The sequence below is a fragment of the Pseudonocardia oceani genome (genome assembly GCF_019263585.2).
Taxonomy (GTDB): Bacteria; Actinomycetota; Actinomycetes; order Mycobacteriales; family Pseudonocardiaceae; genus Pseudonocardia; species Pseudonocardia oceani.
This window is the reverse complement of the sequence record NZ_JADQDF010000001.1, coordinates 2,358,514-2,381,867: the sequence shown is the minus strand read 5'-3', so window position 1 is coordinate 2,381,867 and position 23,354 is coordinate 2,358,514. Positions and strand designations below refer to the sequence as shown.

Sequence of the window (23,354 nt, the reverse complement as noted above, 5' to 3'; positions counted from 1 at the left end):
CCGGGTGGTCGTCGGGAGTGTGACCTGGCGGTCCTCGCCGCGACCGTGGTCGCGCACTCCTGACGATCACGGGGCGGCGGGTCAGGCGGACGGGCGGGGGATGCCGGTGATCCGGACCTCGTCCAGGTGCAGGACCGGCAGAGTCTCGCCGCCCGCCCGCAGGGCCAGCAGGCCCGAGTCGTCGAAGGTGCCGGCGACGGCGGCGGGGATGCCGCGGGCGGCGAAGGCCTCGATGCAGCGGGCCTCGCGCCCCGGCGGCACGCTGAGCAGGAAGCCGAAGCTGGGGAAGCAGTTCAGCCACCAGGTCAGGGGCACCCCGGCCGGAGCGGGGACGGCGTCCAGGTCGACGGTGACGCCGAGCCCGGCGCACTCCAGCAGCATCGCCAGCGACCCCACGAGCCCGGCCATGCTGATGTCCTTCGACGCCACGCACGTGCCGTCGGCGGCGAGTTCGGCTAGCAGGCGCACGTCGCCGGCGCACCGCTCGCCCCGCTCGCGGAAGGCGGGGAAGAAGGGGAAGTCGGTGCGCGCCCGCCCGTCCAGCGCCGCGGCGACGACGAGCGAGTGGCCGGGCTCGGCCCGGGTCACCGACAGCGGCACCGGCGCGTGCCCGATGCCGAACGCGGACACCGAGGGCGGCCCGTCGTGCACGGTCAGGTGCCCGCCCACCAGCGGGACGCGGTAGAGCGCGCACGCCTCGCGCATCCCGGCGAGCACGCCCCGGACGACGTCCTCGGACCCCGTGACGGTGTCGACGATCCCGAGCGGCAGGGCCCCCATCGCGGCGAGGTCGTTGACGTTGGTGAGCACGGCCGCGATCCCGGCGCCGTGCGGGTCGGCGGCCACGAACGGCGGGAAGACCGCCTCCCCGCACGCGACCACGCTGCTGCCGCCGGCGTCGAGCACGGCCCCGTCGTCGCCCGGCCCACCGACCCAGTCGGTGCTGAACCCGCCGCCCTCGGCGAGCAGGCTCCCGATGGCGGCCTTGGCGTGCAGGCCGGGGTTGGCCAGTACGGAGGCGACGATGTCGGACAGCGGCTCGGTCACGGCCGGAGGAGCACCCATGTCCGTACACTATAAGAGAAGGAACTCCTGTCCCTGCGTGACCAGGCACCACTGGATCGGGTGACAGCTCAGGGTTACGGAAACACCGCTGCGGGTAACTGCGATGAGTAGTCGAGACCGAGCGGAAGGAAGCCCGATGAGCATCCACGTCACCGGCGTCGGACCCACGGACACGACCCCGCGCGAGCACGACATCGCCTCCGCCCTGGTGCGGCTGCGCTCGGCGTTCGACCCGGACCCCGACAGCCGCGAGCGCGCCAAGCAGCGCCTCATGATGGTCCTCACCGCGATGGACGCCGGTTCCTCGGCGCACCGCCGCGGCACCTGCGGCGGGGCGTCGTTCGCCTGCTGATCCCGCTTCAGCCGCGCGGCGCCCCCGGGCGGGCGCGTGGGAGGGCGTCGATCCCGAGAAGGTGGTCGAGCACCCGGAACCGGTGGGCCGGCGACAGCAGCACGAACCACACCACGAGCGCGGGCAGCACCGTCGTGGGGACGGGGGTCACGGCGGACGTCGAGGTCGCGCCGGGCTGGGCGTCGGACGGAGCCGTGCGTCCGCGGACGCCGTGCGTCAGACGGCGCGGCCGTCCTCCAGGTAGCGGGTGACGCCCGACGCCCGGGCGTCGAGCGCCGCGGTGACCCGGCGGACGAGCCGGGGCTCCATCATCACGAACAGCTCGTCGGCCGGCAGGAACGCCCAGGAGGACAGCTCGTCGGGGGCCAGCTCGACGGCGTCGAGCTGCTCGTCGGTGAGCACGCCGCCGTCGAAGACGAAGCGGACCCGCTCCTCGCGCACGAGCGGCGCCCAGTCCACGACGAGCAGGCGCCCGACCGGCAGGTCGAGGCCGAGTTCCTCCTTCAGCTCCCGCGCGCAGGCCTCGCTCGGCCTCTCGCCCTTCTCGACCTCGCCGCCGGGGATCTCCCAGTGCCGCTTGTAGATGGGCTCGACGATGAGCACGCGCCCGTCGTCGTCGACGAAGAGGGCCCCGGCCGCGGCGGCCGGCCGCGCGATGGCGTCGACCCGGTCGAGCCTGTCCATGGTGCGTCCTCCCGAGCGGTCAGGCGGGTGCGGTGCCGATGATCCCGCGGAGTTGGAGTGTGGCCCGGATCGGTAGCCCCGTCCTGACGAACGGCTCCACCGCGCGCAGGCAGGCCTCGCGGAACTCCTCCGCGCCCGCCGCCGCGACCGCCTCGTAACCGGGGCCGGTCGAGGCCAGGCCGCGGGCGTAGTGCTCGGCGTCGGCGAACTCCAGCACGAACGGCACGTCGAACAGCTCGCCCGGTGCGAGGCCGGCCGAGGACAGGAACGCGGCGGCCACCCCGGGTCGCTTGAGGGCGACCATGTCGGACTGGCGGTCGACCTGCGGCGGCGTGGCCAGCCGGAACGGGGCGAACAGCGGGCCGCCCTCGGACTGCGCCATCTCGCCCCAGAACGTGATCGCCACCTTCCCGCCCGGCTTGAGCACCCGGGCGGCCTGGGTGATCGCGTCCGGGGTGGTGGCCCAGATGCCACGGAAGCTGGTGACGGCGTCGAACGAGGCCGGGGGGAAGTGCGGCGCGGCCATGTCGCCGACGACGACGCGGCTGTCGGGGTTGCGCAGCGCGGCGACCGCGGCGAGCCGGGCCGAGGCGTCGACGCCCGCCACCTCGGCCCCCCGCAGCCGCGCGAGCTCCATCGCCAGCCCGGAGCCGCACGCCATGTCGAGCACGGCGCTGCCCGGGCCGATCCCGAGCAGGCCGTGGACGTGCAGGTACTCCCGGACGGCCGCGGGCTCCATCAGGGTGGCGAAGTCGGCGGCCCGCCGGCCCCAGCCCTCGTCGACGGTCCGCCACTGCTCCACGGCCGGACCGGCCTCAGTGGTAGGGCTTGTGCGGGATGGCGGCGTCGTTGAGCTGCTGGTCCATGTCGACCCAGATGGCGTCGTCCTCGATCTTGCACGCGTACACCGGGATCGGGGCGACGGCGGGCACGCCCTTCGGCTCGCCCGTGCGCAGGTCGAAGCACGAGTTGTGGGCCGGGCAGATGAGGGTGTCGTCCTCCTGGAGGTAGCCCTCGTTGAGGGGCTGCTGCTGGTGGGTGCACGTGTTGTGCACCGCGGCGACCTCGTCCTCGTAGAGCCGCACGAGGCACACCGGCTCGCCCGCGAGCTGGACGAGCATCATGTCGCCCTCCTCGAGCTGGTCCAGGTCCGCGACCGCTTCCCACGCCATGGTTCCTCCTAGGATTTCTTGCGCCGGGCCGCGGGCAGGGAGCCGCGGACCTCGACCCAGCCGTTGCGGATTCGCGTGGGCAGGACCGGTTGGGGGTGGTGCGCCGGACCGCGGACGATGCGGCCGTCGCGCAGGTCGAAGCGGGACTCGTGCAGCGGGCAGGTCACCACGCAGTCGACGACCGGACCGCGCGAGAGCAGCGCGCCCGCGTGGCTGCACAGGTCGTCGATGGCGTGCACGTCGTCGCCGGAGCGGTGCAGCATCACCTGGCGCCCGTCGACGGTGACGCCGGCGCTGGCGCCGTCGGGGAGGTCGGCCTCCTGGACCGCCTGCACCCAGCGGGTCGGCCCGGTCGTCGTCGCGACGCGGTTGACCATCACCGCCTTGCCCTGCACGAGGTGCCCGCCGACGTACCCCGCCGCTCCCGTGACGGCCATGCTCGCGAGGCCGAGCACCTGCGCCGGGCGGCGGTGCCCGTGGACGCGGGCGACGAGCGAGGCCCCCTGCAGCGCGGTGCCGGCGAGGTTGAGCAGTCCGTGGAACAGGCCGGTGCGGCGGTCGTCGCCGTCGCTCACGGTCCAGTCGGTGAAGCCGGTGGCGACGGTGCCGGCCGCGGCGAGGAGCCCGGCCGCGCTCAGCGTGCCGGCGGCGTCGAGGCCGCCGCGGTCGTCGGCGGAGTCCTTGCCCAGGGCATCGAGCACCACCGTGCCCGCCCAGAAGCCGATCGGCAGGTCGCTCAGGGCGGCGTGCAGGGAGTGCCCGGCCCAGCGGCCGCCGTGCATGAGCTCGACGAGGAGGTTGTCGCGGTGGCGGTCGTAGAGCGGCTGCGAGACCGCCGACACCGACTCCTCCAGCGACTTCAGCCACGGCCACCGCTCCACCCGGGCGAACAGGTGCCGGTGCCACGTGGTGACCCCCAGGGGTCCTTGCGTGTCCGACATGGACTCTCCCGTTCCTCCTGCGGTGGCGCGCAGTCAGGGGACGATCCCATCCGGATCAGGTGACGACCGTCTCATCGTGCGACGGGGGACGCACTCCGGGGAGCAGGCGCAGCGCGTGCAGCGCCGTCGACAGCTCCGCGAGCGCGGTCGGGTGCTCCAGGTCGCGCCCGGTGTGCTCGGCGACGCGGCGCAGGCGGTGCCGGACGGTGTTGGGGTGCACGAACATCCGCTTGCCCGCGGCCGCGGCCGAACCGCCCACGGCGAGCCAGGTCTCGAGGGTGTCGAGCAGCAGGTCCTGCTCGTCGCGCCGCAGCGTGAGGATCTCCCCGAGCACGCGCCGGGCGATCTGCGTGGCGGCCTCCGGGGCGGCGGCGACGAGCGTGGCGAGCGGCGTGTCGTCGAAGTGCCGGACCGAGGGCCGCCCGACCGGCGCGCTCTGCAGCGCGATGCGGGCGAGGTAGAGCGCGCGCGGCGTCTCGTCGAGGGCGGGGTAGACCGGGCTGACGCCGACGCGCCCCGGCGCGGCCCCCGCGACGACCCGCACGGCGGCCGAGGCGTCCGCCCCCGGCAGCGACACCACCCCGACCTCGACGTCGGGCAGCAGCCGCCACGCCGACGAGACGTTGACCGCGCGCAGCTTCGAGGTGATCTCCGGCAGCGCGACGACGCCCACCGACGCCACCTCGGCCGCGACGGTCACGAACGCGCCGGTCGAGGGCAGGCCGAGCCCGCTGGCGATCTCCCACACCGAGCCGACGGCGCCCGTGGTCAGCGCCTCCACCAGCGCCGATCGCTCCTGCTCGTGGCGGCGCAGCGCGTGCGCGGCGGCGTCGCGGTAGGAGGTGGTGAGGGCGGTGGAGTACTCGTCGGCCTTGCGGAACACGTGTGTGGCGAGCGCGGCGAGCTCGCGGGCGTCGACCCGGCCGGTGGCGATGGCGGCGTCGGCGAGGACCTCCCAGAACTCGGAGAAGCCGACCCGGAACCCGGTGAGCAGCTCGGGCAGCGGCGCCCCCGCGCGGCCGCGGAGCTCGCCCGTCCGGTGGGCGGCGGCGAGGTCGGCGCCGTCGGGGAGGTCGTCGGTGCGCAGCAGGTACCGGACGTTCTCGACGGCCGCGGTCCGCAGGGCCTCGCCGCTGACGTAGGTCTCGTCGCGGTAGAGGGGGAGCGCGGCGCGCACGCGCTCCACGATGCGGTCGACGACCTCGTCGAAGCGGTCGAGCAGGGCGGGCGCGACCAGGACCAGCGCGCGCGGGGCGTCGGACACGCCGTGAGCCTAGGTCCCGCGGGCCGCTGTCCGTGCGGACAACCCGGATGCCCCGGCGGTGTCCGCCCGAACGTCGCCACCGGGGGTGGGCCGCCGCCACGCTGAGCGGGTCCCCCACCGCCCGTTCCGGAAGGTCCGCCATGAGCAGCCCCGCACCCGACACGATCGTCCTCGTCCACGGCTTCTGGGTCACCCCCCGCAGCTGGGAGGACTGGATCGCGCACTACGAGAGCAAGGGCTACCGCGTCCTCGCCCCCGCCTACCCCGGCTTCGAGGTGGAGGTCGAGGCGCTCAACGCCGATCCCGCGCCCGTCGAGGCCGTCACCGTCCCCGCGATCGTCGAGCACCTGGAGTCGGTGATCAAGGAGCTCGACACGCCGCCGATCATCATGGGCCACTCGGCGGGCGGCGCGTTCACGCAGATCCTGCTCGACCACGGGCTCGGCGCTGCCGGCGTGGCGCTGAACTCGGCGCCCACCGAGGGCGTGCCGGTCGTGCCGATCAGCCAGATCCGGTCGACGTTCCCCGTGCTGAAGAACCCGGCCAACCGGCACAAGGCGATCGCCTACGACTTCGAGCACTGGAACTACGCCTTCACCAACACCTTCCCCGAGGACCGGGCGCGGGCGCTCTACGAGCGCTACGCCGTGCCGGTGTCGGGGCGGATCCTGTTCGAGAGCGCCCTGGCCAACCTCACCCCCGGCCACGGCGGCACCTACGTCGACTACGCCAACGAGGGCCGCGCGCCGCTCCTGCTCGTCGGGGCGAGCGAGGACCACATCATGCCGCCCGCCGTGCAGCGCTCGAACGCGAAGCACTACACGCAGGAGACCTCGCTGACGGAGTACGTCGAGTTCGGCGGGAAGCCGCACCTGATGCCGGCCGCGCCCGGATGGGAGGAGATCGCCGACTACGTCCTGGCGTGGGCGGTGCGGAACGCGCGACGATGACGGAGTGACGGACGAGGAGCTGGTGGTCGAGTTCGCGCTGGCGCGGCTCGACCACCCCGGCCTCGACCTCGACGAGATCGCCGCCGTCGTCGTGCGGCGGGCCGGGCCGGAGCGGCAGCTGGACTTCGCCTCCCGCAACCTGGCCCAGCGCGGCGAGCTCCGCGGCGGGAGCTACGAGTCCGCCGTGGAGTACGTGCTGCGGATGGTCCTGCGGCTGCGGGACGACGCCGACTGAGCGGCGCCGTCCCGCCGGTCACCTCTGCAGGAACCCCGCGTCGACGGGCAGCGACACGCCGGTGACGTAGCGCGCCTCGTCCGAGCACAGCCAGACGATCGCGTTCGAGATGTCCACGGGCTCGACCATCTCCACCGGCAGAGCGTTCTGGAGGTTCGCGCCGAACTCCGGGTCGTCGGCGATCATCCCGCCGATGTAGTCGTTGGCGATCATCGGCGTGTTCACCCCCGTCGGGTGCACGGTGTTGACGCGGACCGAGTGCGGGGCCAGCTCGTTGCCCAGCGCCCGCATGAGCCCGACGACGCCGTGCTTGGCGGCCACGTAGTGCGCAGTGCGCGCCATGCCCTTGATCCCGGCCGTGGAGCTGGTGAGCACGATCGAGCCCCCGTTGCCCGCCTCGATCATCGCGGGGACCGCCGCCCGGACGGTCTTGAACACCCCGGTCAGGTTGACCCCGATCATCTCCTCCCACTCGTCGTCGGTGAGCGACCACGCGTTCGTGCTGAACCCGGCGATACCGGCGTTGCCGCAGACGATGTCGAGGCGGCCGAACTCGCTGACCCCCTCGTCGACCACGCCCTGCACCGCCCCGGTGTCCCGCACGTCGGCCTCGCGGGCGACGATCCGCCGGTCGAGCTCCTCGACCTGGCGCACGGTCTCCGCGAGGTCCTCCGGGGTCGCCAGCGGGTAGTGCACCGACCCCAGCTGGCGGCAGACGTCGAAGGCGATGACGTCCGCACCCTCCTGCGCCAGCCGCACCGCGTGCGACCGCCCCTGCCCCCGCGCCGCCCCCGACACCAGCGCGACCTTGCCCTCCAGCCGTCCGGTCACGATCCGCCCCCTCAGCCCGCGTTGGTCGCGGTGGCGCCGGCCGCCACCGCGAGGGTCTCGCCGGTGATGTACCGGGCCTCGTCGGAGGCCAGGAACAGCATCGCGTTGGAGATGTCGACCGGTTCGATCCACGGCACCGGGATCGCGTTGAGCGTCTGGAAGGCCGGGGCGGCGTCGTCACGGGTCGGGTTCTCCAGGTCGGGCAGGAAGAGCCGGTACGCCGCCTCGTTCTGGATCATGGTGGTGTCGACGCCGGTCGGGCAGATCGCGTTGACGGTGATGCCGTTGCCGCCGACCTCCTGCGCGAGCGACTTCACGAGCCCGATCACGCCCCACTTCGACGCGACGTAGTGGCCGATGTTCGGGAAGCCCATCTTCCCGGCCGTCGAGGACGTCGCGATGATGCGGCCCGAGCCCTGCTCGACCATCGCCGGCAGCACCGCGCGCATCGCGTGGAAGACGCCGGTGAGGTTGACGTCGATCATCTCCTTCCAGACGTCGTCGCTCATCTCCGCGATCGTCGAGAACGTGAAGACGCCGGCGTTGGCCAGCAGGACGTCGACGCGGCCCAGGTCCGTCCGGGCCCGGTCGACGAAGTCCTGCACCTGGGCGGCGTCGCGGACGTCGGCGGTGACGGCGACGCAGCGCCGGTCCAGGTCCTCGACCTGCCGCACGGTCTCGTCGAGGTCCTCGGGCCGCGACATCGGGTAGGGCACCGAGTCCAGCTGCGCCGCGATGTCGCAGAAGGCGATGTCGGCGCCCTCCCGCGCGAACGCCACGGCGTGCGAGCGGCCCTGACCGCGGGCCCCTCCGGTGATCAGGACGACCTTGCCGTCGAACTTCCCCATCGCTCCTCCTCGAACGTCGGTGTCTGACTCGAACGTCGGTGGTGCCGTCAGCGGGCGAGCGCGCCCCCGTCCACGGCGAGGCAGTGGCCCGTGACGTGCCGGGCCGAGTCGCTGAGCAACCACATCAGCGCACCGGTGACCTCGTCGGGCGTGATGACCTGCACCAGCAGCTGGTCGTGCAGCCAGCGCTTGTGCACGTCGTCGGGGGTGAGGCCGAGCTCGTCGGCGAGGCCGGCGAGCATCGGTGAGTCGACGGCGCCGGGCAGGATCGCGTTGACGGTGACCCCGTCGGGGGCCAGCTCGATCGCCATCGCGCGCGTCAGCCCGACGACGCCGTGCTTGGCCGCCACGTAGTGCGCGAACTCGGGGACGGCGCGCACCCCGCCGGTGGAGCCGATGTGCACGACGCGGCCGCGGGGGGAGCGGCGCAGCAGGGCCGACGCGGCCTTGGTGGTGCGCCAGACGCCGGACAGGTTGGTGTCGACGACCGCGCCCCACTGCTGCTCCGACAGCTCCCAGAACGGCGCGCTGGTGACGACGGCGGCATTGTTGACCAGCACGTCGAGCCGCCCGAGGGCGCCCTCCACCTCGGCGACGGCCGCCTCGACGGCGGCGGGGTCGCGGACGTCGGCCTCCAGCGGGACCGCCCGCCGTCCGCGGGCGCGCACCTCGGCGGCCACCGCGTCGAGGTCGGCGCGGGAGGAGAGCGCGTAGGCGGGCACGTCGAGGTCGCGGCAGACGTCGAGGACGGCGACGTCGGCCCCGGCCTCGGCCAGCGCGACGGCGTGCGAGCGCCCTTGCCCGCGGCCCGCGCCGGTGACCAGGGCGACTTGGCCCGAGAGGTCGACCGGTCCCGTCCCCATCACGATCACCACCGATCCGTCCGGAATCGTTTCGCCGCTGCGGTTCTTCCTCGTCCCTTGTCCGTTTCCCGGGTGAGGTGTAACACCATGGGGTGGCGACCCCAAGTCGTTGCCGAACGGATCCGCGTGCGAATCGAGGCGGCTGATGACGGTGCCCCGGCCCCGCCTGCTGACGGTGGGGGAGGCCGCCCGCGCGCTGGGGATGTGCCGCACGACGCTGCTCGCCGCGGAGGAGTCCGGGCAGCTCGTGCCGGCCCGCACACCGGGCGGGCACCGCCGCTACGACCCCGCCGACCTCGACCGCTTCCTGGGGCGCGCGCACACCCCTGCCCCGCCCCCGCCCGCTGCGGCGGCGACGCCGGACGCCGTCCCAGGTGCACGGCGTCCGGGCCGCGATGCGGCCGCTGGTCCAGGCGCTGGAGGCCGACGCCGCGGGCGTGTACCTGGCGGGCGACGGGGGCCGGCTGCGGTTCGGTGGCGCGTTCGGCGTGCCGCGGTGGCTGGCGGAGCGGTTGGCCGACGCACCCGCGCCCGGGGTGCTGGCGCGGGCCCACGCCCACCGCCGGTACCGCCTGTTCGACCCCGCGGACGCCGCGTTCCCCGAGCCCCGCTCCACCGGTCACGCCGTGGCGGTGCCGCTGTGCGCCGATGACGAGCGGTCGGTCGGCGCCCTGTTCGTCGTCACCCGCTCCGAGCGCGGCCTGCCGCCGGCCGAGCTGCGGATCGTCGAGGCCTTCGGCCGGCTCGTCGCCTCGCTGGTGGGCGCGCAGCGCCGCGTCACCGACCTGGAGCTGCGGCTCGCCCGGATCGCCGCGGTGGCGGCGGGGGGCTGACCGCCCGTCCGCCGGCCGCGGTCAGAGCTGCGCGTCCGACGTCGCGCTGACGTGGGGGAGCAGCACGGCGGCGAGCTCAGGGTCGGGATCGGCCCCCGACCGCGCCAGGGCTGTCTTGTCGACCAGGTGCACGTGGGCGTGCCCGAGCACCGGCCCCGACGGCCCGAACAGTCACAGCAGGGTGCCCCGGTGCTTGCCGCGCAGCAGGTGGTCGGCCTTGTACTCCTCGGAGGGCGACCGGGTGCGCCGCCGCAGCTCGGCGACGCAGCCGCAGGCGATCTCGCGCACCCGCGCTTCCTACCCTCTCGACCGGGCCGCCGTCGCCGGGTTTGGATGGCCGCATGCTGCTGCTCGACGACGTGGTCGACACCGCCGCCCTGGTCGCGCGGGTGCGCCGCGACCTCGCCACGGACGGGTGCTCGGTCGTCCCCGACTTCCTGGCCCCGGACTCCCGCGACGCGCTGCGCGCCGAGGGGGTGGCGGCGGCGCCGCACGCCTACTACGACGTGGAGACCGTCAACGTCTACAACACCGCGCCCGACCCCTCGCTCCCGCCCGATCACCCCGCCCACCGCACGACCGAGCGCGGCAACGCCTTCGTCGCCCGCGACGTCCTGCCCGCCGGGTCGGCGCTGGAGCGGCTCTACACCGACCCGCGGTTCGTGCGGTTCGTCGCCGACTGCTTCGGCCTGGAGCGCGTGCACCCGCTCGCCGACCCGCTCTCGGGCCTCGTCCTCAACGTCGTGACGCCCGGGCGCGGCCACCCGTGGCACTTCGACACGAACGAGTTCACCGTCAGCATGCTGACCCAGGAGCCCGAGGGCGGCGGCGTGTTCGAGTACTGCCCGAACATCCGCTCGGCGGGCGCCGAGAACGTCGACGACGTGCGCGCTGCCCTGGAAGGCCGGTTCCCGTCGCGGCGCCTCACCCTGCGCCCGGGCGACCTGCAGCTGTTCGCCGGGCGCTACTCGCTGCACCGCGTCACGACCGTGACGGGCGCCACGGCGCGCCATTCCGCGATCTTCGCCTACAGCGAGTGGCCGGACGTGGTCGGTACGGTCGCCCGGACCCGCCAGCTGTTCGGCCGGGTCACGCCCGTGCACCGCGCGGCGGAGGCCCGCCTGCGGGTCGACCAGCTGATGGACTGACGAAAGACCGAGGACGACGACGTGCCGACCTTCGCCCACGAGGACCAGCTGCCCCGGGTCCCGCTGCCGCCGCTGGAGGAGACCGCCGAGCGGTTCCTCGCCTGGAGCGCCCCGCTGCTGGGCGAGCAGGAGCGCGCCGACACCGAGGCCGCCGTGGCCGCCCTGCTGGCCCCGGACTCGCCCGCGCACGCCCTGCACGCCGACCTCGTCGCCTACGACGCACGTCCCGACGTCGCCAGCTGGCTCGACGACTTCTGGCGTGACCGCTACCTGGGCCGCCGCGACCGGATCGCGCTCAACGCCAACTTCTTCTTCCTGTTCCAGGACGCGGGCCCGAGGGGCGAGCGGCTCGGGCAGATCGAGCGCGCCGCGCAGCTCACGGCGTCGGCGGTGGCGTTCAAGGCCCGCATCGACGACGAGTCGCTGCCGGTCGCGGAGCAGCGCGGGCGCCCGCTGTCGATGCACCAGTTCCGCTTCCTGTTCTCCGCCACCCGCATTCCCGGCGACCCCCGCGACACCTCCCGCAACCCCTACAGCGACGACTGGCCCGGCCCGTCGCGCGAGCGCCACATCGTGGTCCTGCACCGCGGCGCGGCGGTGCGCCTGGACGTCATCGACCCCGACGGCCGCCCGTACACCGCCGAGGAGATCGCGGCCGGGCTGCGCGCGGTGGCGCAGGAGAGGCCCGGTGACGGCGTCGGCGCGCTGACGTCGAAGGCCCGCGCGGAGTGGGCCGCGAGCCGGGCCGCGCTGGTCGAGGCCGGCAACGCCGACGTCCTCGACGAGATCGAGCGGGCGCTGTTCTGCGTCCTGCTCGAGGACGACGCCCCCGACGGCGCGCTCGCCGCGTCCGACCGGCTGCTGCACGGCGACGCCGCGAACCGGTGGTTCGACAAGGCCGTCTCGCTCGTCGTGTTCGCCGACGGGCGCGCCGGGATCAACGGCGAGCACTGCAACCTCGACGGCACCACGATCGTCGCCTTCCTCGACGAGATCCTCACGGTCGCGCCCACGACGGGTGGCGACGCCGTGCCGGCCGTGCGCCGGCTCGACTTCGTGCTCGACGACGCCCTGCGCGCCGACGTCGCCGACGCCCGCACCGCGTTCGCCGAGTACTCCGCCGCCACGGCCACCCGGACGCTCTCGCTCGACTTCGACGCCGAGCGCGCCAAGGCGCTGAAGTGCTCGCCCGACGCGTTCGCGCAGATGGCCTTCCAGCTCGCGCACCGGCGGGCGAAGGGCCACGTCGGCGCCACCTACGAGTCGATCGCCACCCGCGCCTTCCGCCACGGGCGCACCGAGGCGATGCGGGTCGTCACCCCCGAGGTGGTGGCGTTCGTCGCGGCGATGGACCAGCCCGACCTCGACGCCCGCCGCGACGCCTTCCGCGCCGCCGCCGAGGCGCACGTCGCCCGGGCGAGGGAGTGCCAGGCCGGCCTCGCCCCCGAGCAGCACCTCTGGGAGCTGCAGCTACGGCAGAAGCGCCACGGAGGGGGTGAGCCGATGGCCCTGTTCGACTCCCCGGGCTGGCGGATCGTCCGCGACGACTACCTCAGCACCAGTGCCGTCCCGTCGCCGCTGATCCAGTACTTCGGCTTCGGCTCGACCAGCGAGAAGTGCATCGGCGTCGGCTACGCGATGATGCCCGACCGCTTCGACCTCTACCTGAGCACGCCGGCCAGCGTCGCCGAGCAGATGGAGGTGTTCGCGAACGAGCTGCCCGCCGTCGTCCGGGAGCTGGAGGAGCTGCTGACCGATGGTCGATGACGGTGCGCTCACCGGGGAGCGCAAGGCCGACTTCTCCTCGATCTACGACCGGCCCGACCCGCGCGCGTACTTCACGGCGCTGGTCCCGCTGGAGTACCAGGTGCCCGCACACGCGCTGCCCGTCGTCGAGTCGGTGCTGGACCGGCACCCGGGCACGGTGCTCGACGTCTGCTGCTCCTACGGCATCAACGCCACCCTCCTGCGTCACGACGTCGACCACGACGCGCTCGGCGCGCACGCCGCCGACCCCGCGCGGGCCGGGCTCACGCCCGAGGAGGTGGTCGCGCAGGACCGGGAGTTCCTCGCCGCCCGGCGGCGCGCGCCGGAGCGGCGGGTCCTCGGGCTCGACGCCTCGCGGCCCGCGATCGACTACGCCCTCGCCACCGGCGTGCTGGCCGCCGGGTGGGCGGAGGACCTGGAGGCGGCCGACCCGTCGCCGTCGCTGGCCGCGGCGCTGGGGGAGGTCTCGCTCGTCCTGTGCACGGGCGGCGTGGGTTACATCGGCCCGTCGACGTTCGACCGGATCCTCACCCACGCCCCCGGCGCCTGGGTGCTCGCGTTCGTCCTGCGCGTCTTCCCCTACGACGACGTGGCCCGCGTGCTCGCGGGGCACGGCCTGGTCACCGAGAAGCTGCCCGGGACCCACCGCCAGCGCCGCTTCGCCGACGACGCGGAGGCCGCGGCCGCGCTGCACGACCTGCGGCTGCTGGGGCTGGACCCGACGGGCCGCGAGGCCGACGGCTGGTTCCACGCGGAGGCCTTCCTCAGCCGCCCGGCCTGACCCGGTGCGTCCGCGGACGCCACCGCGGACGCCCCTCGGCGGCTAGGGTCCTCGGCAGGAGCGGGAGCCGGGAGGTGGCCGTGGACGAAGGCGTCTGCGCGGTCGGATCGGGCGTCGACGTGGCCCGGCACGCCCGCATGCTCGCGCGCGTGCACGACGCGCTGCTCTCCGGCGACCGGCTGCCCGCCGACCCCCGGGGCATGGTCGCGCGCTCGTGGCGGCGCGTGCGGGCGCAGGGCGTCAACCCGGACCTGGGCGACCCGCCCGACCTGATGGGCGCCGACCAGGTGGAGGCGCGCCGCGCCGCGAGCCCCCTGCAGCGGGTGCTGCCCGAGCTCCGCGCCGCGCTCACGTCGGTGGCCGAGGACGCCCGCCACATCATGGTCATCACCGACGCCGACGGGGTGCTGCTCTGGCGCGAGGGCTCCACGGCCGTGCGCCACCGCGCCGACCGGCTGGGCTTCACCGAGGGCGCGACCTGGTCGGAGGGCGTGGTCGGGAGCAACGGGATCGGCACCGCGATCGCCGAGGCCACGCCCGTGCAGATGTTCGCCGCGGAGCACTTCGTCCGCAGCCACCACGCCTGGACCTGCACCGCGTGCCCGGTGCACGACCCCCGCACCGGCGAGCTGCTCGGCGTCGTCGACGTCAGCGGGCCGGCGGAGACGGTGCACCCGACCACCGTCGCGCTCGTCGGTACCGCGGTGAAGCTCGCGGAGGCGAGCCTGTGGCGGGCGCACGAGAGCCGGCTGGAGATGCTGCGCAACGTCGCCGCGCCGCTGCTGGTCGACCTGCGCGGCCCCGGGCTCGTGGCCGACGAGCACGGCTGGGTGGCCGCCGTCGCCGGGATGCCCGCCGTCGACCGGATCGCCGTGCCCCGCTCCGGGCACCCCGTCGCGATCCACGGCGTCGGCGTCTGCGTGCCGGAGCCCGTGCCGGGCGGCTGGCTGCTGCGCGTCGACCGGGCGGACGGGTCGGGCCGCGCCCCGATCCGGTTGGAGCTCGACCTCACCCGGCGCCCGCCGCGCGCGATCGTCGACGGCGCCAACCGCTGGGTGCACCCGCTGTCCACGCGGCACGCCGAGGTCCTGGTGCTGCTCGCCCACGCGGGGGCGGCGGGGATGGACGCCGGCGCGCTGTCGGCCGCGCTCTACGGCGACCGCGAACACCTCGTCACCGTCCGCGCGGAGATGTCGCGGCTGCGCCGCACGCTGGGCGGGCTGCTGCTGGGGCGGCCCTACCGGATCGCGCCCGAGGTCGACGTCGTCGTGGAGCCCGACCTCGGCGTGCTCGGCGCGTCGACGGCACCGGGGATCCGGCGGATCGCGGCGTGCAACCCGGCTGCAACGGTTGCCCCCGTGCGCCCGACGGGATGAGGTGGGTCACACCGCCGACGGAGGCAGAAGCATGACCGCAGGAGAAGGAGCAGCATGACGTCCACGATCGACCGCACCGACGCCGCCGTCCGCGTCGACGAATGGCTAGGCGCGTTCTCGGCCGCTCTGGCCTCGGGTGACGCCGACGCGGCGGCCGCCCTGTTCGGGGCCGAGAGCTTCTGGCGCGACCTCGTCGCGTTCAGCTGGAACATCACGACCGTCGAGGGCCCCGACGGCGTCGCCGACATGCTCCGGAACACCGACGCCGGGGCCACCGACTTCCGGACGACCGAGGAGCCCGCGGAGGCCGACGGCGTCACCACCGCGTGGATCGCGTTCGAGACCGCCGTCGGGCGGGGCAGCGGGCTGCTGCGACTGACCGCCGACGGCAAGGCGTTCACGTTCCTCACCACGCTCGACGAGCTGAAGGGCCACGAGGAGCCCTCGCGCGACCGCCGCCCGATGGGAGCGGAGCACGGCGCCAACCCCGATCGCGTCACGTGGCTGGAGAGCCGGGAGAAGGAGGCGGCGGAGCTGGGCTACACGACCCAGCCCGACGTCGTCATCATCGGCGGCGGCCAGGGCGGTATCGCGCTCGGCGCGCGGCTGCGCCAGCTCGGCGTCGCCACGATCATCGTCGAGCGCAACGAGCGGCCCGGCGACTCGTGGCGCAAGCGCTACAAGTCCCTCGCCCTGCACGACCCGGTCTGGTACGACCACCTGCCCTACATCGACTTCCCGCCGAACTGGCCGGTGTTCTCGCCCAAGGACAAGGTCGGCGACTGGCTCGAGATGTACGCCAAGGTCATGGAGCTCAACTACTGGGGCTCCACCACGGCGAAGTCGGCGACCCGCAGCGGCGACACCTGGGAGGTCGTCGTCGACCGCGCGGGCGAGGAGGTCGTGCTCAGGCCGAAGCACGTCGTCATCGCGCTGGGCGTGTCGGGCAAGCCGAACGTCCCCGAGGTGCCCGGCCAGGACGTCTTCACGGGCGACCAGCACCACAGCTCGCAGCACCCCGGCCCCGACGCCTACAAGGGCAAGAAGGCCGTGGTCGTCGGCTCCAACAACTCCGCGCACGACATCTGCGGGGCGCTGTGGGAGGCCGGCACCGACGTCACGATGGTGCAGCGCTCCTCGACCCACATCGTGCGGTCGGACTCGCTGATGGACCTGGGCCTGGGCGACCTGTACTCCGAGCGGGCGCTGGCGGCCGGCGTCACCACGTTCAAGGCCGACACGATCTTCGCGTCGCTGCCCTACCGGATCATGAACCAGTTCCAGAAGCCGACCTACGACGCGATCCGCGAGCGCGACGCCGAGTACTACGCGGCGCTGGAGAAGGCCGGGTTCCGCCTCGACTTCGGCGATGACGACTCCGGCCTGTTCATGAAGTACCTGCGCCGCGGCTCGGGCTACTACATCGACGTCGGCGCCTCGGAACTCGTGGCGAACGGCAGCATCAAGCTGGCGCACGGGCAGGTCACGGAGCTGACGGAGAACGAGGTCGTGCTCGCCGACGGCACCCGGTTGGAGGCCGACCTCGTCGTCTGGGCCACCGGCTACGGCTCCATGAACGGCACGGCGGCCGCGATCTTCGGGCAGGAGACGGCCGACCGGCTCGGCAAGGTGTGGGGCCTCGGGTCGGACACGACCAAGGACCCGGGCCCGTGGGAGGGCGAGCAGCGCAACATGTGGAAGCCCACCAACGTGGAGAACCTGTGGGTGCACGGCGGCAACCTGCACCAGAGCCGCTACTACTCGCTCTACCTCGCGCTGCAGCTGAAGGCCCGGGTCGAGGGCATCCCGACGCCGGTCTACCGGCTGCAGGAGGTGCACCACACGTCCTAGCCACATCTGCTGCTCGGCCGAACGGCCCGCTCGCCCGCCGACGTCGGGCGAGCGGGCCGTTCGCGCGAGGGTCCCAGGCCTCGGGATCCGGCGGCCTCAGCCCCCCGCCATCGCCCCCACCACGAGCAGCGGCTCGGTCCCGCGCACGACGGCGTCGGGCAGCGGGTCGTCGGTCGGGGCGTGCGACAGGTCCTCCTCGCACGCGAAGAACCGCACGAACGCGCGGCGGCGTCCGGTGGCCCGGTCGCGCACCGCCCCGCACAGCACGGGGTAGCGGGACTCCAGGGCGTCGAGCACGCCGTCGAGGGTGGCCGGCGCCTCCACCTCGACCCGGACCTCGCCGTCGACCTGCGCCAGGCGTCGCAGGTGGGTGGGCAGCTTGACGCGGACGGTGGTCACGGCAGCGTCCGTCATGTCGGCGTCCGTCACGGCAGCGTCTGCACCGTCACCGACAGCACCGCCGGCAGGTCCCGCACGATCGGCGCCCAGTTCTCCCCGGCGTCGGGCGAGGCGTAGACCTGCCCGCCGGTGGTCCCGACGTAGACCCCGCACGCGTCCAGCGAGTCGACGGCCATGGCGTCGCGGAGCACGTCGACGTAGCAGTGCTCCTGCGGCAGGCCGCGGGTCAGCGGCTCCCACTCGTGCCCGCCGGTCCGGCTGCGGTAGACCCGCAGCTTCCCCTCGTACGGGAAGTGCTCGGCGTCGCTGGTGATCGGCACGACGAAGACGGTGTCGGGCTCGTGGGCGTGCACGTCGACGACGAACCCGAAGTCGGTGGGCAGGTCGCCGCCGATGTCGTGCCAGCTACGGCCGAAGTCGTCGCTGCGCATGACGTCCCAGTGCTTCTGCATGAACACCGTGTCGGGCCGGTCGGGGTGCAGCGCGAGCTTGTGCACGCAGTGCCCCACCTCGGCGTCGGGGTCGGGGATGCCCTCGCTCACCAGGCCGCGGTTGGCCGCCTGCCAGGTCTTCGCGCCGTCCTCGGTGCGGAACACGCCCGCCGCGGAGATGGCGACGAGCATCCGCTCCGCGTCGCGCGGGTCGGGCAGGATCGTGTGCAGGCACATGCCGCCCGCGCCCGGTTGCCAGTGTGGCCCGGAGCCGTGCTCGCGCAGGCCGGGCAGCTCGTCCCAGGTGCGGCCACCGTCGACCGACCGGAACAGCGCCGCGTCCTCGACGCCCGCGAGCACGACGTCGGGGTCGGTGGCGGACGGCGAGAGGTGCCAGACCCGCGCGAACTCCCACGGGTGCGCCGTGCCGTCGTACCACTGGTGGGTGCCCGGGACACCGGCGTAGGTGAAGTCGTTGCCGACCGCGTCCCAGGTGCGCCCGCCGTCGTCGGAGCGCTGGATCTGCTGGCCGAACCACCCGCCCGACTGCGACGCCCAGATCCGGTCGGGATCCGCCGGCGACCCCGCCACGTGGTAGATCTCCCAGCCCGGGAAGAACGGTCCGTCCACCGTCCAGTCCCGGCGCGCGCCGTCGGCGCTGAGGACGAACGCGCCCTTGCGCGTGCCGACGAGAACCCGTACTCCGCTCATGCGACCTCCTCGGTTGGTAGGAGGTAGGACGGCCGCGGGGGCCGGGACTCATCGGTCAGACGGCGACCACCGTGACCGGGATGTTGGTGCCCGAACAGGTGTGCCAGGTCGTCGGGGTCGCTGGTCAGCACCTGGTCCCCCGGGCGGCGAGGGCGAGCAGGGCGTCGACGACGTCGCTCGTGCCCGCGCGGGCGACCAGCTTCCCGGCCGCGCGCGCCTCGACCAGGCCCGTCGACCGCACGTCGATCATGCGGATGTGCCGGGCGAGCCGAGCCTGCCGAGCCGATCTGCGCCAGGCCTGAGCCACGACCGGCGCCACCGTCACCAGGGAGGCGCCGGCCCGTCGCCCGAGCTCGACCAGCCCGGCCACCCGGCGGTCGTCGCGGTCGATCGCGACGAGGGCCCCGCGTCGAGGACGAGGTTCACGCGGCGGGGTCCCGGTGCGTCCCGCCGCCAGGTAGGGCACACCGGTATGTGTGGCCAGACCGGGTGAACCGCGCCCCGCGGAAGGCGTCGGTGCGGTCGTGCCCGGCGGGCACCGTCAGGCCTCGGGGATCTCGCGGCGGATCTCGTCGAGCCAGATGCGGGCGGACATGTCCGAGGGGGCGCGCCAGTCGCCGCGCGGCGACAGCGAGCCGCCCGCCGAGACCTTCGGCCCGTTCGGCAGCGCCGAGCGCTTGAACTGGCTGAACGAGAAGTAGCGCTGGGCGAAGACCTCCAGCCAGTGCCGGATGTCGCCCAGGCCGTACTCGACGCGCCGGTCCTCGGGCAGGCCCGGCGGCCAGTCGCCGACCGACGCGTCGTGCCAGGCGTGCCAGGCCAGGAACGCGATCTTCGACGGGCGGAAGCCGAAGCGCAGCACGTGCCAGAGCGAGAAGTCCTGCAGCGCGTACGGGCCGACCTTCGCCTCGCTGCTCTGCACGTCGTCGCCGGGGACGAGCTCGGGCGTGATCTCGGTGTCGAGGACGTCGAGCAGGATCGCCGACACCTCGTCGTCGAACAGGTCGGTGGCCGCGACCCAGCGGATGAGGTGCTGGATCTGGGTCTTGGGCACGCCGCCGTTGACGTTGTAGTGCGACATCTGGTCCCCGACGCCGTAGGTCGACCACCCCAGCGCCAGCTCGGACAGGTCGCCGGTGCCCAGCACGATGCCGCCGCGCTGGTTGGCGGCGCGGAACAGGTAATCGGTGCGCAGGCCGGCCTGCACGTTCTCGAAGGTCACGTCGTAGACGGGCTCGCCAAAGCCGTTGGGGTGGCCGAGGTTGCGCAGCATCAGCTCCGCCGTCGGCCGGATGTCGATCTCCTCGAAGGTGACGCCGAGCGCGTCGCACAACCGGGTCGCGTTGGTCTTCGTACGGTCGCCGGTGGCGAAGCCGGGCAGCGTGAACGCCAGGATGTCGCTGCGCGGGCGCTGCTCGCGGTCCATGGCGCGGGCGGCGACGATGAGCGCGTGGGTGGAGTCGAGCCCGCCGGACACGCCGATGACGACCTTCGGCTGCCCGATCGCCCGCAGCCGCTGCTCCAGCCCGGAGACCTGGATGTTGTAGGACTCGAAGCAGTCCTGCTCCAGGCGCGCCGGGTCCGAGGGCACGAACGGGAAGCGCTCGACCTCGCGCAGCAGCCCGATGTCGCCCTGCGGCGGGTCGAGGTGGAAGGCGACCGTGCGGAACGCGCCGGTGCGCGCCGCGTGCTGGCGCCGGTTGTCGTCGAAGGTGCCCATGCGCAGGCGCTCGGCGCGCAGCAGGTCGAGGTCGACGTCGGCGACCGAGCGGCGCGGCCCCTTCGGGAACCGCTCGGTCTCGGCGAGCAGCACGCCGTTCTCGTAGACCATCGTCTGGCCGTCCCACGCCAGGTCGGTGGTCGACTCGCCCTCGCCCGCCGCCGCGTAGGCGTAGGCGGCCAGGCAGCGCGACGACGCCGACTGCGCGAGCAGCTTGCGGTCGTCGGCCCGCCCCACGGTGATCGGGCTGCCGGACAGGTTGACGACGACGGTCGCGCCCGCGAGCGTCGCCTCCGCGCTCGGCGGCACCGGCACCCACATGTCCTCGCACACCTCGGCGTGCAGGACGAGCCCGGGCACGTCGTCGGCGGCGAACAGCAGGTCGGGGCCGATCGGCACATCGGCGTCGCCGAGGCGGACGGTGCCGCGCACGTCGTCACCGGGGCCGTACTGGCGGCGCTCGTAGAACTCGCGGTAGGTCGGCAGGTACGACTTCGGCGCCACCCCGAGCACCGCGCCCCGGTGGACCACCACGGCGCAGTTGAGGATGCGGTGCAGCACCCGCAGGGGTGCGCCGACGACGAGCACCGGCCGCAGGTCCGCCGACGCCGCGGCGAGGTCGAGGAGCGCGCGGCGCACGTCGTCGAGCAGGACGTCCTGCATGACGACGTCCTCGAGCGAGTAGCCCGAGAGCGTGAGCTCGGGGAACACGGCGACGGCGACGCCCTGGTCGTGGCACTCGTGCGCCGTCTCCAGCACGGCCCGCGCGTTGGCGGCCGGGTCGGCGAGGGTGGTGCGCAGGGTGCAGGCGGCCACGCGCGCGAAGCCGTGGCGGTACGCGGAGCGGAAGTCCGACACGGACCCAGTCTGCCGCACGGGCCGCCGGCTGTCCGGGTCGGCGGCCGGACCGGGGCTGGCTTGTTACCCGTGGGTAGGGCACCATCTGCGTCCATGAGCGAGTTCGGGGGACGGGTCGCCGTGGTGACCGGGGCGGGATCGGGTATCGGACGGGCGCTGGCCCAGGACCTCGCGGGCCGCGGAACGCGGCTGGCGCTGTCCGACGTGGACAAGGACGGCCTGGCGGAGACCGTCGCGTCGATCACCGGCGCGGAGGTCCGCAGCGACGCCCTCGACGTGACCGACCGCGCCGCCGTGCTGGCCTACGCCGACGAGGTCGTGGCGCAGTTCGGGCGGGTCAACCAGGTCTACAACAACGCCGGCATCGCCTTCGCCGGCAACATCCTCACCTCGGAGTTCGAGGAGATCGAGCGTGTCGTCGACATCGACTTCTGGGGTGTCGTCAACGGCACGAAGGCGTTCCTGCCGCACCTGATCAACTCCGGCGACGGGCACGTCGTCAACGTCTCCAGCCTGTTCGGCCTGCTCTCGGTGCCGAGCCAGAGCGCCTACAACGCGGCGAAGTTCGCGGTGCGCGGGTTCACCGAGTCGCTGCGCCAGGAGATGCTCGTCGCGCGCTACCCGGTGCAGGTCACCTGCGTGCACCCCGGCGGGATCAAGACCGGGATCGCCCGCAACGCCGCGCGCGGCAAGGGCTTCGAGGACGGCGCCGCGATGGAGCGCTTCGACCGCCAGATGCTGCGGATGAGCCCGGAGAAGGCGGCGTCGATCATCCTCGCGGGCGTGCGGCGCAACCGGGCCCGTGTGCTCGTGGGCAACGACGCCAAGGTGCTCGACGCCGTGGTGCGCCTGCTCGGCTCGGCCTACCAGCGCCCGTTCGCGGCGGTGGCGGGGCGCACGCTGCGGTAGCGGGCATAGGGTCGGCGAGTGGATCAGGTGCGCACGAGGACCGCGCCAGGGCTGCTCGTCGCCCTCGCCTTCCTCGCCACGATGCTCGGCACCACCCTGCCGACGCCGCTCTACCCGATCTACCAGCAGGAACTGGGCTTCGGTGGCCTGATGGTCACGGTCGTGTTCGCGACCTACGCCGTCGGGGTGCTGGCGGCGCTGCTGCTGTTCGGGCGGCTGTCCGACCGCATCGGGCGCCGCCCCGTGCTGCTGCCCGGGCTCGCGCTCGCGGCCGCCAGCTCGCTGGTGTTCCTCATTCCCGACAGCCTGCCCGCGCTGTTCGCGGGCCGGGTGCTCTCGGGGCTGTCGGCCGGGGTGTTCACCGGCGTCGCGACGGCCACGATCGTCGACCTCGCCCCGCCCGAGGGCCGGGCGCGCGCCGGGCTGCTGGCCGCGGCCGTCAACATGCTCGGGCTCGGGCTCGGCCCCGTGGTCGCCGGTGCGCTCGCCGACCTCGCGCCGCTCCCGCTGGTGCTGCCCTACCTCGTCCACCTGGGCCTGGTGGCCGTCGGTGTGGTCGCGGTGCTGCTGGTGCCGGAGCCGGTCACCCGGCAGCCGGGCCCCGTGCGGCTGGAGGTGCAGCGGCTGTCGGTGCCCGCCGACGTCCGCCCGGTGTTCGTGCGCGCCGGCATCGCGGGATTCGCCGGGTTCGCCGTGCTCGGCTTCTTCACCGCGGTCTCGCCGCTGTTCGTCTCGGGCGTGCTGCGCGAGCCGAGCCACCTGCTCTCCGGGCTCGTCGTGTTCTCCCTGCTCGGCAGCTCCACCGCGGGGCAGCTGCTCTCGGCGCGGCTGCCGCTGCGCACGTCGCTGCTCGGGGGCTGCCTGGCGCTGGCCGCCGGGATCGCCGTCGTCGGCGCCGGGCTGGCCACCTCCTCGCTCGCCGTCCTCGTCGCGGGGGCGGTGGTGGCCGGGCTCGGTCAGGGTGCGAGCTTCCGCGCCGGGCTGCAGTCGGTCACCGGGACGGCGCCGGCCGATCGGCGCAGCGAGGTCTCGTCGAGCTTCTTCCTGCTGCTCTACGTCGCGATCTCGATCCCCGTCATCGGCGTCGGCGCGGGCGCCCAGGTGTTCGGGCTGGTCCCCACCGCCATCGTGTTCGCCGGGCTGGTCGCGCTCCTCGCGCTCGCGGCGTTCGCCGGCTTGCTGCGGCGCGTCTGACGGGTTGTGATGGACCTCGCGGACCACGATCGGGGCCCGGACGCGGACGCGCCTGCACCCCGTCGGCGGAGCCGGTACGGCGCTGCGGAGCAGCGGGAACGCCCGGGTGACCGTTCCCGGTGAACTCCAAACGCGATGGTGACCACGCTCACAGGAGACGCGCGAAATGCG

Annotated in this window: 26 protein-coding genes and 1 pseudogene; 12 read left to right on the top strand and 15 right to left on the bottom strand. The window is 74.0% G+C overall.

Annotation, left to right across the window (positions count from 1 at the left end):
- Positions 1-81: 81 nt before the first annotated feature.
- Positions 82-1,065, bottom strand: a complete 984-nt coding sequence (locus tag I4I82_RS11865; RefSeq protein ID WP_218591169.1) for an AIR synthase related protein — start codon at positions 1,063-1,065, stop codon at positions 82-84.
- Positions 1,066-1,201: 136 nt separating this feature from the next.
- On the opposite strand from I4I82_RS11865, the gene I4I82_RS11860 reads away from it, so the two are divergent.
- On the top strand, positions 1,202-1,417 hold the full coding sequence (locus I4I82_RS11860; protein ID WP_218591168.1) for a hypothetical protein: 216 nt from the start codon (positions 1,202-1,204) through the stop codon (positions 1,415-1,417).
- A gap of 7 nt (positions 1,418-1,424) precedes the next feature.
- Here I4I82_RS11860 and I4I82_RS11855 read toward each other — a convergent pair whose 3' ends face one another.
- The 6 genes from I4I82_RS11855 to I4I82_RS11830 form a co-directional block, all read right to left on the bottom strand.
- Positions 1,425-1,568, bottom strand: a complete 144-nt coding sequence (locus I4I82_RS11855) for a hypothetical protein (RefSeq protein ID WP_218591167.1) — start codon at positions 1,566-1,568, stop codon at positions 1,425-1,427.
- Between the two features lie 65 nt (positions 1,569-1,633).
- Positions 1,634-2,101, bottom strand: coding sequence for an NUDIX domain-containing protein (locus I4I82_RS11850; protein ID WP_218591166.1), 468 nt, complete (start codon positions 2,099-2,101; stop codon positions 1,634-1,636).
- Between the two features lie 19 nt (positions 2,102-2,120).
- Positions 2,121-2,903: a class I SAM-dependent methyltransferase gene (locus I4I82_RS11845; RefSeq protein WP_218591165.1), complete on the bottom strand. Its 783-nt coding sequence runs from the start codon at positions 2,901-2,903 to the stop codon at positions 2,121-2,123.
- A 13-nt stretch (positions 2,904-2,916) separates the two neighbouring features.
- Entirely contained in the window at positions 2,917-3,273 is a 357-nt protein-coding gene (locus I4I82_RS11840; RefSeq protein WP_172157074.1) for a Rieske (2Fe-2S) protein, read from the bottom strand.
- A gap of 8 nt (positions 3,274-3,281) precedes the next feature.
- On the bottom strand, positions 3,282-4,214 hold the full coding sequence (locus I4I82_RS11835) for a Rieske (2Fe-2S) protein (protein WP_225920577.1): 933 nt from the start codon (positions 4,212-4,214) through the stop codon (positions 3,282-3,284).
- A gap of 55 nt (positions 4,215-4,269) precedes the next feature.
- Positions 4,270-5,478: a PucR family transcriptional regulator gene (locus tag I4I82_RS11830; protein ID WP_218591164.1), complete on the bottom strand. Its 1,209-nt coding sequence runs from the start codon at positions 5,476-5,478 to the stop codon at positions 4,270-4,272.
- Between the two features lie 140 nt (positions 5,479-5,618).
- On the opposite strand from I4I82_RS11830, the gene I4I82_RS11825 reads away from it, so the two are divergent.
- On the top strand, positions 5,619-6,428 hold the full coding sequence (locus I4I82_RS11825) for an alpha/beta hydrolase (RefSeq protein WP_218591163.1): 810 nt from the start codon (positions 5,619-5,621) through the stop codon (positions 6,426-6,428).
- Positions 6,429-6,432: 4 nt separating this feature from the next.
- Complete coding sequence (locus I4I82_RS11820; RefSeq protein ID WP_218591162.1) at positions 6,433-6,663, top strand: hypothetical protein; 231 nt, start codon at positions 6,433-6,435, stop codon at positions 6,661-6,663.
- Between the two features lie 18 nt (positions 6,664-6,681).
- Here I4I82_RS11820 and I4I82_RS11815 read toward each other — a convergent pair whose 3' ends face one another.
- Genes I4I82_RS11815 through I4I82_RS11805 form a run of 3 tightly spaced genes read right to left on the bottom strand, consistent with a single transcriptional unit; the run spans position 6,682 to position 9,205 of the window.
- Positions 6,682-7,494 carry a mycofactocin-coupled SDR family oxidoreductase gene (locus tag I4I82_RS11815; protein ID WP_275948775.1) on the bottom strand — a complete coding sequence of 271 codons (813 nt, stop codon included), beginning with the start codon at positions 7,492-7,494 and terminating at the stop codon, positions 6,682-6,684.
- A gap of 11 nt (positions 7,495-7,505) precedes the next feature.
- Positions 7,506-8,342: a mycofactocin-coupled SDR family oxidoreductase gene (locus I4I82_RS11810; protein WP_218591161.1), complete on the bottom strand. Its 837-nt coding sequence runs from the start codon at positions 8,340-8,342 to the stop codon at positions 7,506-7,508.
- A gap of 47 nt (positions 8,343-8,389) precedes the next feature.
- Positions 8,390-9,205 carry an SDR family oxidoreductase gene (locus I4I82_RS11805; RefSeq protein ID WP_218591160.1) on the bottom strand — a complete coding sequence of 272 codons (816 nt, stop codon included), beginning with the start codon at positions 9,203-9,205 and terminating at the stop codon, positions 8,390-8,392.
- Between the two features lie 145 nt (positions 9,206-9,350).
- On the opposite strand from I4I82_RS11805, the pseudogene I4I82_RS34915 reads away from it, so the two are divergent.
- Positions 9,351-9,506 (top strand): annotated as a pseudogene (locus I4I82_RS34915) (helix-turn-helix domain-containing protein); the annotation flags it as partial.
- A 73-nt stretch (positions 9,507-9,579) separates the two neighbouring features.
- The gene (locus I4I82_RS11795) at positions 9,580-10,038 is read left to right on the top strand and encodes a GAF domain-containing protein (RefSeq protein ID WP_218595701.1); all 459 of its coding nucleotides are present in this window, start codon (positions 9,580-9,582) and stop codon (positions 10,036-10,038) included.
- Between the two features lie 21 nt (positions 10,039-10,059).
- Here I4I82_RS11795 and I4I82_RS34415 read toward each other — a convergent pair whose 3' ends face one another.
- Entirely contained in the window at positions 10,060-10,188 is a 129-nt protein-coding gene (locus I4I82_RS34415) for a hypothetical protein (protein WP_267460652.1), read from the bottom strand.
- 191 nt (positions 10,189-10,379) lie between these two features.
- Here I4I82_RS34415 and I4I82_RS11790 point away from each other — a divergent pair, with 191 nt between their 5' ends.
- From I4I82_RS11790 to I4I82_RS11770, 5 genes are all read left to right on the top strand, one after another.
- The gene (locus I4I82_RS11790) at positions 10,380-11,186 is read left to right on the top strand and encodes a HalD/BesD family halogenase (RefSeq protein ID WP_218591852.1); all 807 of its coding nucleotides are present in this window, start codon (positions 10,380-10,382) and stop codon (positions 11,184-11,186) included.
- 21 nt (positions 11,187-11,207) lie between these two features.
- Positions 11,208-12,953, top strand: coding sequence for a choline/carnitine O-acyltransferase (locus I4I82_RS11785; RefSeq protein ID WP_218591851.1), 1,746 nt, complete (start codon positions 11,208-11,210; stop codon positions 12,951-12,953).
- The gene (locus tag I4I82_RS11780) at positions 12,943-13,734 is read left to right on the top strand and encodes a class I SAM-dependent methyltransferase (RefSeq protein WP_218591850.1); all 792 of its coding nucleotides are present in this window, start codon (positions 12,943-12,945) and stop codon (positions 13,732-13,734) included. The genes I4I82_RS11785 and I4I82_RS11780 overlap by 11 nt, the downstream gene beginning before the upstream one ends.
- A gap of 80 nt (positions 13,735-13,814) precedes the next feature.
- Positions 13,815-15,110, top strand: coding sequence for a GAF domain-containing protein (locus tag I4I82_RS11775; RefSeq protein ID WP_226370002.1), 1,296 nt, complete (start codon positions 13,815-13,817; stop codon positions 15,108-15,110).
- 54 nt (positions 15,111-15,164) lie between these two features.
- Positions 15,165-16,961 (top strand): flavin-containing monooxygenase, encoded by a 1,797-nt coding sequence (locus tag I4I82_RS11770; RefSeq protein ID WP_218591849.1) that lies wholly within the window; start codon positions 15,165-15,167, stop codon positions 16,959-16,961.
- A 96-nt stretch (positions 16,962-17,057) separates the two neighbouring features.
- On the opposite strand, the gene I4I82_RS11765 is transcribed toward I4I82_RS11770, so the two are convergent.
- The 4 genes from I4I82_RS11765 to I4I82_RS11750 all read right to left on the bottom strand — a co-directional run bounded on the left by I4I82_RS11765 (position 17,058) and on the right by I4I82_RS11750 (position 21,080).
- The gene (locus I4I82_RS11765) at positions 17,058-17,375 is read right to left on the bottom strand and encodes a MoaD/ThiS family protein (RefSeq protein ID WP_218591848.1); all 318 of its coding nucleotides are present in this window, start codon (positions 17,373-17,375) and stop codon (positions 17,058-17,060) included.
- Between the two features lie 11 nt (positions 17,376-17,386).
- Positions 17,387-18,502 (bottom strand): WD40/YVTN/BNR-like repeat-containing protein, encoded by a 1,116-nt coding sequence (locus I4I82_RS11760; RefSeq protein WP_218591847.1) that lies wholly within the window; start codon positions 18,500-18,502, stop codon positions 17,387-17,389.
- A gap of 124 nt (positions 18,503-18,626) precedes the next feature.
- Positions 18,627-18,872 carry a hypothetical protein gene (locus tag I4I82_RS11755; RefSeq protein ID WP_218591846.1) on the bottom strand — a complete coding sequence of 82 codons (246 nt, stop codon included), beginning with the start codon at positions 18,870-18,872 and terminating at the stop codon, positions 18,627-18,629.
- 171 nt (positions 18,873-19,043) lie between these two features.
- Positions 19,044-21,080 carry an NAD(+) synthase gene (locus tag I4I82_RS11750; RefSeq protein ID WP_218591845.1) on the bottom strand — a complete coding sequence of 679 codons (2,037 nt, stop codon included), beginning with the start codon at positions 21,078-21,080 and terminating at the stop codon, positions 19,044-19,046.
- 93 nt (positions 21,081-21,173) lie between these two features.
- On the opposite strand from I4I82_RS11750, the gene I4I82_RS11745 reads away from it, so the two are divergent.
- Both I4I82_RS11745 and I4I82_RS11740 read left to right on the top strand, forming a co-directional pair.
- Positions 21,174-21,989 carry an SDR family NAD(P)-dependent oxidoreductase gene (locus I4I82_RS11745; protein ID WP_218591844.1) on the top strand — a complete coding sequence of 272 codons (816 nt, stop codon included), beginning with the start codon at positions 21,174-21,176 and terminating at the stop codon, positions 21,987-21,989.
- An 18-nt stretch (positions 21,990-22,007) separates the two neighbouring features.
- A complete protein-coding gene (locus tag I4I82_RS11740) occupies positions 22,008-23,183 on the top strand; it encodes an MFS transporter (protein ID WP_226370001.1) in 1,176 nt (391 codons plus the stop codon).
- Positions 23,184-23,354: the final 171 nt, after the last annotated feature.